Genomic DNA, 11,310 nt, shown 5'->3' on the forward strand with positions numbered 1-11,310 from the left:
GATGAGCAGTTCGGCGACGGTGTGGAAGGAGGCGTTCTCGTTGACGGCGGCGACGGTGGTCGTCATGACGTTCGCGACGGTGGTCGTCATGGTGTTCTCCTGATGTGCCTGACCCGGACGATGCCGGGCACGGAGCGGGGGAGCACGCTTATCGGGCTTCCCAGGTGTTGTCGTCGGTCTTCCAGGTCAGTTCGTCGATCACGTCGACCACGCCGTTGACCCGGCCGGCCATGCGCACCGCGATGGCCGCCTCGGTGCGGCGCTCCATCCGGCCGGACAGGGTCACGACTCCCTGACGCACCCGCGTAGTGACGCCGGAGGTGTCGACCCACAGGGTGCGGTCGAGGACTTCGTCGCGGATCTCGGCGGCGATCTCCTCGTCGGGGCGCAGGAACAGCTTGACCAGGTCACGGCGGCTGACGATGCCGAGCAGGCAGCCGTCGCCGTCGATGACGGCGAGCCGTTTGACGTCGTGGGCGTCCATCAGGCGGGCTGCCTCGACCACCGGAGCCTGGTAGGAGACGCAGATGGCCGGGCTGGTCATGAGCTCGGCGGCGGTGTCGCCGTCAGCCTTCTGCTTGCCCTTGGGGTGGCGCAGCCGGGCGCGCAGCGGCGGGCGGTAGCCCTCGCGGTAGAACTGCTCGCGGAACTCCTCCTTGCGCAGCAGGTCGGCCTCGGACACCATGCCGATCACGTGCTGCTCGTGGTCCAGCACCGGCACGGCGCTGATGCCGCCGGCGATGAGCGCCTCGGCGATCTCCTTGAACGGGGTGGCGGCGGTGACGGAGACGACCTTCCTGGTCATCACGTCGGCGACGGTCATGCGCATGGCTGTTCGGCTCTTTCTGTGCGCATTCGGTTGGGGTTACTCACATCACAACCCGGGCGAAGCGCAGAGAATAGGGCCGGAAGTCCTGAAGCGGGGCCGTCGTACGCCGGGGCAGGCGGCGCTGCTCTCCCTGGCGCCGGCCTGGCTCAGGGCCCGGATGACCGGCATCCGGGCCCTGAGCGTGCCGGTTACGGTTCCAGGCTCCGCGGGACGGAGTCGGACGGGCCGTAGGGCTGCTGGGTGTGCCCGCGGGCGTCGTAGATCTTCACGTACTTGATCGACGGGAACTGCTTGAGCGTCGGCATGATCTCGTCGGCGATGGTGAAGGCCGATCCCGCGCCGCTGAGTCGGCCGGTCAGGTGGACGCGGGCGACTCCGCGCTTGACGGTCAGCTTGCTGAAGCCGGTCGCCTTGGAGGAGACGAAGCGCAGCCCCTGTGCCTTCTCGGCCTGGGTGGGTCCGGCGAACAGCCGTTGCAGCGCGCCGTAGGCGGTGGACAGCGCGATCACCGGCCGCTGCACCGCCGTGGTGTACGGCTGCCGGCCGGCGTTGTACCTGGCCGTGTCGAGGAAGTAGTCGCGCACCGGGATGGTCCGGTAGGGGGTGGTGATGTCGACCACGACGCGGCTGGGCCGGGTCAGCTTGTAGATTCGGAACGGAGCCTGCCTGGCCACGCCCACGCCGTAGGTGAGCGTGGAGTGGTGCGGCGTGGTGCCGACGACCTGGATGATGCCGGGCAGCGGGTACGTGGTGCGGGCCGGCCCGGTGACGGCGGCGGCCCGCTCGAAGCGGATCCGCAGCAGGGCGTCGCCCACGGCGCTGATGGTGCGCCCGGTGGCGTGGTCGGCGATGGCGTCGGTGTAGCGGGCCTGGGCCCAGCGGGGGACGCCGCCGCGGAACTCGAACACGAGCCGGTCGAGGCCCGGCTGGTGAGCGGCGCGGACACCGGTCAGCACGGGCACCCGGGCGAGCTGCGTGGCCTGGGCGGGCAGTGCCAGAGGGACGGTCACCGCCGCGGCCAGGACCGTGCCGGTGATGAGGGGACGGATCGGGAGCATGATGGATCATCTTCTTTCCCCGTGAGTGCTCCTGATCCCAGCCTCATCCACGCCGGGAGGGGCCAGAAGGGGCGAACGTCCCGCCCGCCGTGCCGTTCGGCTCACCGCCTGGTCAGGACCGCCCGCGGTGTGATGCGCTGAAGGCATCGCCCTCTGGAGGTGGACCATGAGCGCTCGCTCGCCCAAGCAGGCACTGGACGCGGCGGTGGAGGCCGGCCGCTGGGCTCCGTCCGTGCACAACACCCAGCCCTGGACCTTCGCCGTCTCCAGGGAGGAGATCGGCCTGAGGGCGGACACCGCCAGGAAACTTCCGATCGGCGACGCCGCCGGCCGGGAACTGCTCATCAGTTGCGGCGCCGCCCTGTTCACGATGCGCACCGCGATGCGTTGTGAAGGCTACGAGCCTGTGGTGCGGATCCTGCCCGATCCCGACCGGCCGGGACTGCTCGCGACGATCAGGCCGGGCACGGAGATCGAGGCCGACGAGCCGACCTGGGTGCTCGGCGGCGAGATCGAGCGGCGGCACACCCACCGGGCCGGGTTCGCCGACGTGCCGGTGCCCGACCGGTTCGTCGAGTCGCTGATCAAGGCGGCCATGGCCGAGGGCGCCACGTTGACGCCGATCCGCTCGTCGGCGGCGGTGAGCGTACTGGCCGCGCTGACCCGGGCCGCGCAGGGCGTGCAGGCGCAGGACGAGCGGTTCCGCCTGGAGCTCATCCGATGGGCCCGTCCGCCCGGCAGCCCCCGCGCCGACGGGGTGCCCGCGGAGAGTCATCCGCGCGAGCCCGTGCCGACGGAGCCGGACTTTCCCCAGCGTCACTACTCCTGGCGGCACGACTGGGGCACCGAGGGCGCGGCAGGCGAGACGGCGATCGGCGTCGTCGCCGTCCTGAGCACGCCGGGCGACAGCCACGAGGAGTGGATCGCCACGGGACAGGCGCTGCAGCGGGTCCTGCTGCACGCGTCCGCGCACGGGGTCAGCGCCGCCTTCCACACGCAGGCTCTGGAGATGGACCTGCTGCGCGAGTTCCTGCGCCAGGAGCTCTTCTCCGGCCAGTACCCCCAGATGCTCATGCGGCTCGGCGTCACCTTCGACGACGGCCAGGGCCTGCCCCGGCGCCCGCTGACCGAGCTCCTGGAGTGAGCGCGCGTTGTCCCCGGCCACCGATGACGGGGCTCGTCGATCGGGCAAGTCCCTCGGACGTCGCCGTCGCACTTCCGTGATCGATTCCCCTGATCACGCGTCCGTCGCTCACGAGCGGGCGGCTCCACGACCGAGTCGCGGGTGGCGGCCGCCGGCTTGGAGCCGGCCGCGGCCCTGATGGCGATCTCCTGGCCGTCCGGGCGGAAGTTGACCGGTAGCACACGGCCGGCAGCGCGCGGTCGGTGAAGACGGCCTGCGTGGATGAGCACAGGACGCGGTCCAGGCACGACGCGGATGCGAGGGTGCCGGTCGCCGGGCGCGCTCGTACCCGCCGCTGAGCCGGTCCTCCTCGGGCCGACGGCCGAAGGGCATCGGCAGTGGGGACCAAGGTCATCAGAGATGGGGGACGTCCGCCTCCATGCCTGTCGTCACGGCGCTGATGTGCTGGTGACGACCCGGAAGGAGGGCATCGTCATGTCCGTCACGCCACTGGCACCACGCCGCAAACTGGGCCCCTGGATGGCGACCGCGCTGGTCGTCGGCAACATGATCGGCTCAGGGGTGTTCCTGCTGCCCGCCTCACTGGCGGCCTTCGGCTCGGCGAGCCTGGTGGCCTGGGCGCTGACCGCGACCGGCGCGTTACTGCTCGCGCTGGTCTTCGCCCGCCTCGGCCGCGCCTACCCCAAGACCGGCGGCCCGTACGCCTATGCCCGCCGCGCCTTCGGCGACTTCGTCGGCTTCCAGACCGCATGGGGCTACTGGATCGCCGTCTGGGTCGGCAACGCCGCCATCGCGGTCGCCTTCGTCAGCTACCTCGGCTACTTCTGGCCCGCCCTCGGCGACACCGCGCTGCTCGCCGCAGGGGTCGCGCTGGCCGCGATCTGGCTGCTGACCGCCGTCAACGTGCGCGGGATACGGCAGGGCGGCTGGATCCAGGCCGTCACCACGGTGGCCAAGCTGCTGCCGCTGGTCGCGCTGGCCGTGGCCGCGCCGTTCTTCATCGACGCCGGCGACTTCACCCCGTTCAACCCCAGCGACCAGAGCACGTTCGGGGCGGTGACCGCCGCCGCGTCGCTGACGTTGTGGGCGTTCATCGGCATCGAGTCGGCCACCGTCCCGGCCGAGGACGTCGACAACCCCGAGCGGACCATCCCCCGCGCCACGATCATCGGCACGATCGTCACCGCCGCCGTCTACATCCTGGGCACCGTCGCCGTCTTCGCCGCCGTCCCCCGCCAGGTGCTGGTGGACTCCACCGCCCCGTTCGCCGACGCCGCCGCGGTCATGTTCGGCGACTGGGCCGGCACCGCGGTCGCGATCGGCGCCATCGTCAGCGCGTTCGGCGCACTGAACGGCTGGATCCTGCTGCAAGGGCAGGTCCCGCTGGCCGCCGCCCGCGACGGGCTGTTCCCCCAGGTGTTCGCCAAGGTGTCGCGCTGGGGCACCCCGGCCGTCGGGCTGGTCGTCTCCAGCGTCCTGGTCACCGCGCTGATGCTGCTCAACTACAACGCCGGCCTGGTCGAGCAGTTCAACTTCGTGATCCTGCTGGCCACCCTCACCACACTCATCCCGTACGCGTACGCGGCGATGGCGCAGCTCATGCTGATGCTCACCGACCGCGAACACTTCTCCGGCAGGCGGCTGGCGCTCGACGGCACGATCGCGGTCCTGGCGTTCGCGTACACGCTGTGGACCATCGCCGGCTCCGGCTACGAGGTCGTCTACAAGGGCACGCTGCTGCTGCTCGCCGGCCTCCCCGTCTACGTGTGGCTCAAGCACCGCGACCGCCACGACGCCGCCGGGATCATCGGAAAGGCGGCATGACCGTGTTCCACGTCGACAGCGAGGTCGGCACGCTCAAGCAGGTCATCCTGCACCGGCCGGGGCTGGAGCTGAAGCGGCTCACCCCCACCAACTGCGACGAACTGCTCTTCGATGACGTGCTCTGGGTCAGACGCGCCCGTCAGGAGCACGACGCCTTCGCCGACACCCTGCGCGAACGCGGCGTCACCGTCCATCTGTTCGACCAACTGCTCACCGAGACCCTGAAACACGACCAGGCCAGGACCTGGGTGCTGGACCGCGTCGTCACCGAGCCCGTCTTCGGCCCCACTCTCGCCCCGCCGCTGCGCGAGGCGCTGGAGGCGATGCCGGCCGACATCCTCACCCGCCACCTCATCGGCGGTCTCACCCGGCGCGAGCTCGGCCTGAACACCGACAGCCTGCGCCTGGCAGGGCTCGGCGAGGACGACTTCGTCCTGCGGCCGCTGCCCAACCACCTGTTCACCCGCGACGCCTCGGCCTGGATCTACGGCGGGGTGTCCCTGCACCCGATGGCCAAGTCCGCCCGCCGCCGCGAGACCACGCACGTGGCCGCCGTCTACGCCTTCCACCCCGTGTTCGCCGGGCGGGCACCGGTCTGGTACCCGGCGGAGGCCGAGCGGCCGGCCACCATCGAGGGCGGCGACATCCACGTCGTCGGCGACGGCATCGTCCTGGTGGGCATGAGCGAACGCACCACCCCGCAGGCGATCGAGCTGCTGGCCCGGCGCCTGTTCGAGGCCGGCGCCGCCGACCGCGTGATCGCCGCCGCCCTGCCGTCCAAACGGGCGTTCATGCATCTGGACACCGTCATGACGATGGTCGACCGAGGCGTCTTCGTGGTCTATCCCGAGCTGCCGGCGCTGCGCTCGTTCACCCTCACCCCCGGCCTGCGCGTGCGCGAGAACGACGACCTGTTCACCGCCCTCGGCGCGGCCGCCGTGCTGCGCGCGGAGCAGGACGTGTGGGCCGCCGAGCGCGAGCAGTGGGATGACGGCACCAACGTGCTCGCCATCGCCCCCGGCGTCGTCGTCGCCTACGAGCGCAACGTCACCACCAACACCATGCTCCGCAAACACGGCATCGAGGTCATCACCATCGCCGGCGCCGAACTCGGCCGCGGACGCGGCGGACCCCGCTGCATGAGCTGCCCGATCGAAAGGAACCCGCTGTGAAGGACCTGCTGCGCGTCGCCGACCTGACCGGGCACGAGCTCGCCCAGCTGCTCGACCGGGCCGCGCATCTCAAGCGCCACCCCGGGGCCGCCGGCGAGCCACTGGAGGGGCGGACGGCGCTGCTCTACTTCGCCAAACCCTCCACCCGCACTCGCGTCTCCACCGAAACCGCCGTGGTCCGCCTGGGCGGAGTGCCACTCACCGTCGGCCCTGCCGAACTGCAGCTCGGCAGGGGCGAGACCATCGCCGACACCGCCCGCGTCATCGGCTCCTACGCCGCCGCCGTCGTGATCCGCACCTTCGACCACGACGACGTCGTTCGATTCGCCCGATCCGCCGAGGTGCCGGTGATCAACGCGCTCACCGACGCCCACCATCCCCTTCAGGCGCTCGCCGACCTGCTGACGCTGCGCGAGCACTTCGGCGACCCACGCGGGCGCAAACTGGCCTACGTCGGCCCCGCCACCAACGTCACCCACAGCCTCATGGAGGCCACCGCGCTGGCCGGGATCTCCCTCGCCGTGGCCACTCCCGACGCCTACCGGCCGGACCCGGAGGCCGAGGCGATGGCCCGGAAGATCTCCACCGGTGGTGACCTCGTCCTCACCCACGATCCCTACGAGGCGGTCCGGGACGCGGACGCCGTCTACACCGACGTGTGGCTGTCCATGGGCGATCCCCTCGAGCAGCGGGCCACCAGGACCGCCGCGCTCACCCCGTACCGCGTCACCGCCGATCTCATGCGGGCGGCCGCACCTGGGGCGATCTTCCTGCACTGCTTGCCCGCCCACCGCGGCGAGGAGGTGGCCGCGGACGTCATCGACGGCCCGGCCTCCCAGGTGTTCCCCCAGGCCGCCAACCGGCTGCCCACCGCCCAGGCGGTCCTGGAAGCGCTCGTCGCCGGCACCCTGGCGGGCGCACGGTGAGAATCGTCATCGCGCTCGGCGGCAATGCGCTGTTGCACCGCGGCGAACGCGCCGACGCGGCCACGCAGGTCCGCAACGCCGCGTCCGCCGCCGAACAGATCGCTCGCCTGGCCCGCCACCATCAGATCCTCGTCGTGCACGGCAACGGCCCCCAGGTGGGGCTCCTGGCAGAGGAGAGCGAACGCGACCCCACCCTGGAACGCGGCTACCCGCTCGACACGCTGGTCGCCGAGACCCAGGGCATGATCGGCTACTGGCTCGCCCGGAGCATCGGCCGCCACCTGCCCGACACGCCGGTCGCCGCGCTGGTCACCCAGGTCGTCGTGAACCCCGCCGACCCGGCCTTCGGTCACCCGGAGAAACCCATCGGCCCCTACTACTCCGCGGTGGAGGCCGGGCGGCTCGCGGCCGAGCGCGGATGGACCTTCGTCCAGGAACGCCGCGGCCACCGGCGTGTCGTACCCTCGCCGCGGCCCGAACGCGTGGTGGAACTGCCCGTCATCGCCTGGCTGCTGGACGCCGGGACGGTCGTGATCGCCGGAGGAGGAGGCGGCGCTCCCGTCACCGGCGCCCTCGCGGGCGTGGAGGCGGTCGTGGACAAGGACGCCGTCGCCGCGCTGCTCGCCACCCGACTCGGCGCAGACCTGCTGGCCATCCTCACCGACGTGCCCTACGTGTACGCCGGTTACGGCACACCCCACCGGCGGCCCATCACGTCCGTCTCACCCGACGAACTGGACGACGGCTCCTTCGCACCCGGCTCCATGGGCCCCAAGATCGCGGCGGCCTGCTCGTTCAGCCGCGCCACCGGGCGGCCGGTGGCCATCGGAGCCCTCGACGAGCTCGCGCAGGTGGTGGACGGCACCAGCGGCACCCGCATCCGGCCCGCCGAGAACCCTGCGATCAGGGACCAAAGGCACAACGCCTGGGGACCTTCTCCTGCGGCGCCCTCGGCCGGCCGGATCGAAGCTGAAAGTGCGACATCCGAACGGGCGAGGAGATGAACGATGGCCAGACAGATCGTGGTCGGTGTGGACGGCTCCGCCCCGGCCGTCGCGGCGGTGGAGTGGGCGGCCGCCGACGCCGATCGGCGCGGGCTGGACCTGCGCCTCGTCCACGTGTGCGAGCAGTGGCCGCACAGTGAGGGCGTCGAGTACTGCGCGGGAGTGCTGGAAGCCGCCGCCGACCGGGCGCGCGCCGTCGCCGGCGGGACCAAGGTGGCGACCGATCTGAGAGCGGGGAACGTCATCGACGAGCTGATCGGCGCGTCCGCGACGGCCGACAGCGTGGTGGTGGGCAGCCGGGGGCTCGGCGGATTCACCGGCATGCTGCTCGGCTCGGTGAGCATCGCGGTGGCCGGGCACGCCGCGGGCCCGGTCGTCGTCGTCCGCGCACCACAGACAGGGCACGGGCGCGTCGTGGTCGGTTATGACGGCTCCGAGCACGCGCGGGCGGCCATGGCGTACGCGATCGAGCAGGCCAGAGCTCAGGGGACCGGGCTGCACGTGGTCACCGCCTGGCAGCCGCCGGCCCTGTCCCCGTACGCCATCGGCTACAGCGGCCTGATCGAACGGATCATGGAAGAGGAGCCGCGGGCGGCACGCGAGCTGGTCGAGCCCTGGCGCGCGAGCAACCCCGACCTGGTCATCACCGACGAGCAGCCCTGCGAGCACCCGGTGGCCGCCTTGACCAGAGCCGCCGGCACCGCCGGCCTCGTCGTGGTCGGCTCGCGCGGGCGGGGCGGGTTCGCCTCGGCGGTGCTCGGCTCGGTCAGCCACGCCGTGCTGCACCACTCCACCTGCCCGGTCGCCGTGGTCCGCCCGGCCCGCGAGGAGGAGTCATGACCGCCGAGACGTGGACGGCCGGGCGGGTGATGAGCCGCGTCCTGGTCGCCGTCAAGCCCGGGGAGTCGCCGCTCATGGCCTGGGAGCTGATGCGCCGGGCCGGCGTGCACCACCTGCCGGTCGTCGAGGGGCGGCGCGTGCTGGGCGTCCTTTCCCGCGAGGAACTGGCCGCGTCCTGGTCCGGGGGGCCGCAGGAGCAGTCCGCCCGCCATGTCCGCGACCTGCTGCGCCGTGTTCGCACCGCGCGGGTGCGGCCGGAGACGCCGCTGCCCCAGGTGGCGGCCGTCATGCTCGACGCCGACGTCGACGCGGTGCCGGTCGTCTCCGGCGAGGGGCTGATCGGCCTGATCACCGCCAGGGACGTCCTGGCCGCGGTCGCCGGCCGCCTGAGCCCGGCGCGGGAGAGCGGCGAGGTGCTGACCGGCATGTTCCACCTGGAACCGGTCCTGCCGGTGCGTACCGAACCGGACTCGCCCGCACGGAGCTGGCGGGAGGCGTGACACGTGCGCGCGGCACCGTCAAGCGGATCGCCGCGTCGGTGGGCGGAAGGGCCGCCGGCGGAGGGGGAGCTCTCGGCGTGCGGCTGTCTGTCCGGACAGGGCCCTTCGTCCCTGACGCCGGCGACCTCCGGCCCTGCACCCCGAGGAGGTGAACACGGTCAGATGAGACTGTCGAAGGAGGCAATGATGATCATCGTAGGAGTCGACGGCTCCGCGGAATCGCGGGCCGCGGTGGAGTGGGCGGCGGGCGACGCCGTACGCAGGAGCGTGCCGCTGCACATCGTGCACGTGACGGACAGCTCGTGCTACCTGGTCGGCAAGCGCCCTGAGGCGGTCCTGCCGGACACGGTGCACCAGGAAGGGCGGCGGGTGCTACCCCGCCCTGGCCTACGCCTTCGAGCAGGCGGAGCTGCGCGGTGCGACGCTGAGGGCCGTGCCCGCCAGGCAGTTGCCGGCGCACGACTTCGTTCCTGGATCCGCATACGACGTGGACGAGATCCACGCCATGCGGCTGCAGGCCGTCCACGACCGGCTCAAGGCCGCCGGTCATGATCACCCGCAGGTGGCGGTCGTCGAAGACGTCCGGCGCGCGCATCCGGTGGACGCGCTCATCACGGCGGCCGAGCGGGCGGGCCTGCTGATCGTGGGTTCACACGGGCGCGGCGCCCCGCGATCGACGCTGCTCGGCTCGGTCAGCCGAGGCGTCCTGCACCATGCCCTGTGCCCTGTGCCCGGTGGCCGTGGTCCGTTCGTGAGAGCGGGGCCATCACCAACGGGACGTGCCGCGATCTCCAGTGTGTCTTGGAAGAGTTTTGGCAGAGTTACGGAAGAGGAAGCATGATTCTCGCTGGTGTGCGTCGCGGCCTCCGGCCGCTCGCCGTCTTGGAGTGGACCCGATGAACCCCGGAACGGACTCTTTGAGTGACTATCTGGCACATATCGGCCGCACGCCGTTGCTGACCGCCGCCGAGGAAGCCGAGCTCGGCGAACGGATGCGAGCGGCCGCCCGCGCCGCCCGTCTCATCCGGCAAGGTGCTCCGACGCCAGGGCTGCGGGCCATCGTCGCCGATGGCCGGGCCGCTCGCCGGCACCTGATCGAGGCGAACCTGAGGCTGGTGGTGTCGATCGCCAAGCGGTACGCGCACCGCGGCGTGTCGCTGGCCGACGTGATCCAGGACGGCAACCTCGGGCTCATCGAGGCCGTCGAGCGCTTCGACCACACCCGGGGCAACCGTTTCTCCACGGTCGCCACCTGGTGGATCCGCAAGGCGATCCAGCGCGGCCTGGAACACGCCCCCACCGTGCGGCTGCCCATCGCCGTACAGGACGAGCTCGTCAAGGTCGCCCAAGCGCGGGCACGAGAGCTGCACCGGCTGGGACGCGCCCCGACCGAGCAGGAGCTGGCCGAGGAACTGGGGCGCAAACCCGCGAGGCTCGCCTTCCTGCGGCAACTGCCCGCCACCTGTACCAGCCTGGACGCCGAGACAGGGGAGGGCCGGCACCGTTCCACCGTCGGGGACCTGGTGGAGGACGACCGGAGCCCGGCCCCCGAGGAACTGGCCGAGCGGCGGGCGCTGCGGGTGGTGCTCGATCGCCTTGTGGACGGGCTCGCTCCGCGGAATGCGCTGATCATGCGGCTGAGGTTCGGCATGGACGGACACGACCCGCACACGCCCCGGCAGATCGCCGAGAAGCTGGGGCTGACTCCTCAGTGGGTTCGCCAGATCGAGAAGGAATCGCTCACCAGGCTGCGTGGTCACGGCAGGTCGTACGGCCTGCGCGCTTGGGCGAGCTGAGACACACGCCCCCGCACCGCCGTCCGCGTCGTCGTAGGAGCAGGAGCCCTTGGGCGGGCGGGCCTCGGCGGAGCCGAAGATCCCGCATGGGCGCGGCTGGTGTGATCATCTGCGCTAGGCGGCCGATCGTCCTGGTGCGAGACTGTTCGGTATGGAAGGTGGGCACAATCCGCTGATCCCGCAGATGCGGCTGGACGAGCTGCTGGCGGAGCTGCAG

At 71.8% G+C, this 11,310-nt stretch carries 12 protein-coding genes; 10 read left to right on the forward strand and 2 right to left on the reverse strand.

Annotated elements, in window-relative coordinates; genetic code table 11:
- Nucleotides 1-148: 148 nt before the first annotated feature.
- Complete coding sequence (locus ABFX54_RS54280) at nucleotides 149-829, reverse strand: CBS domain-containing protein (protein WP_346115181.1); 681 nt, start codon at nucleotides 827-829, stop codon at nucleotides 149-151.
- A gap of 188 nt (nucleotides 830-1,017) precedes the next feature.
- Nucleotides 1,018-1,887: a GerMN domain-containing protein gene (locus ABFX54_RS54285; RefSeq protein WP_346115182.1), complete on the reverse strand. Its 870-nt coding sequence runs from the start codon at nucleotides 1,885-1,887 to the stop codon at nucleotides 1,018-1,020.
- Between the two features lie 166 nt (nucleotides 1,888-2,053).
- Between ABFX54_RS54285 and ABFX54_RS54290 the strand changes: the two genes are divergently transcribed.
- From ABFX54_RS54290 to ABFX54_RS54335, 10 genes are all read left to right on the forward strand, one after another.
- Nucleotides 2,054-3,031: an Acg family FMN-binding oxidoreductase gene (locus ABFX54_RS54290; protein ID WP_346115183.1), complete on the forward strand. Its 978-nt coding sequence runs from the start codon at nucleotides 2,054-2,056 to the stop codon at nucleotides 3,029-3,031.
- A gap of 474 nt (nucleotides 3,032-3,505) precedes the next feature.
- A complete protein-coding gene (locus ABFX54_RS54295; RefSeq protein WP_346115184.1) occupies nucleotides 3,506-4,855 on the forward strand; it encodes an amino acid permease in 1,350 nt (449 codons plus the stop codon).
- On the forward strand, nucleotides 4,852-6,027 hold the full coding sequence (locus tag ABFX54_RS54300; RefSeq protein ID WP_346115185.1) for an arginine deiminase: 1,176 nt from the start codon (nucleotides 4,852-4,854) through the stop codon (nucleotides 6,025-6,027). Before ABFX54_RS54295 ends, ABFX54_RS54300 begins: the two co-directional genes overlap by 4 nt.
- Nucleotides 6,024-6,953, forward strand: coding sequence for an ornithine carbamoyltransferase (gene argF / locus ABFX54_RS54305; RefSeq protein WP_346115186.1), 930 nt, complete (start codon nucleotides 6,024-6,026; stop codon nucleotides 6,951-6,953). The genes ABFX54_RS54300 and argF overlap by 4 nt, the downstream gene beginning before the upstream one ends.
- Nucleotides 6,950-7,957 (forward strand): carbamate kinase, encoded by a 1,008-nt coding sequence (locus tag ABFX54_RS54310; protein ID WP_346115187.1) that lies wholly within the window; start codon nucleotides 6,950-6,952, stop codon nucleotides 7,955-7,957. The genes argF and ABFX54_RS54310 overlap by 4 nt, the downstream gene beginning before the upstream one ends.
- A 3-nt stretch (nucleotides 7,958-7,960) precedes the next feature.
- Entirely contained in the window at nucleotides 7,961-8,797 is an 837-nt protein-coding gene (locus tag ABFX54_RS54315; protein ID WP_346115188.1) for a universal stress protein, read from the forward strand.
- Nucleotides 8,794-9,297: a CBS domain-containing protein gene (locus ABFX54_RS54320; RefSeq protein ID WP_346115189.1), complete on the forward strand. Its 504-nt coding sequence runs from the start codon at nucleotides 8,794-8,796 to the stop codon at nucleotides 9,295-9,297. The genes ABFX54_RS54315 and ABFX54_RS54320 overlap by 4 nt, the downstream gene beginning before the upstream one ends.
- Before the next feature lie 186 nt (nucleotides 9,298-9,483).
- Nucleotides 9,484-9,849 carry a universal stress protein gene (locus tag ABFX54_RS54325; RefSeq protein WP_346115192.1) on the forward strand — a complete coding sequence of 122 codons (366 nt, stop codon included), beginning with the start codon at nucleotides 9,484-9,486 and terminating at the stop codon, nucleotides 9,847-9,849.
- On the forward strand, nucleotides 9,731-10,138 hold the full coding sequence (locus ABFX54_RS54330) for a universal stress protein (RefSeq protein WP_346115190.1): 408 nt from the start codon (nucleotides 9,731-9,733) through the stop codon (nucleotides 10,136-10,138). The genes ABFX54_RS54325 and ABFX54_RS54330 overlap by 119 nt, the downstream gene beginning before the upstream one ends.
- Nucleotides 10,139-10,193: 55 nt before the next feature.
- Nucleotides 10,194-11,093, forward strand: coding sequence for a sigma-70 family RNA polymerase sigma factor (locus ABFX54_RS54335; protein ID WP_346115191.1), 900 nt, complete (start codon nucleotides 10,194-10,196; stop codon nucleotides 11,091-11,093).
- Nucleotides 11,094-11,310 lie beyond the last annotated feature (217 nt).

Source organism: Nonomuraea maheshkhaliensis (assembly GCF_039529435.1).
Taxonomy (GTDB): domain Bacteria; phylum Actinomycetota; class Actinomycetes; order Streptosporangiales; family Streptosporangiaceae; genus Nonomuraea; species Nonomuraea maheshkhaliensis.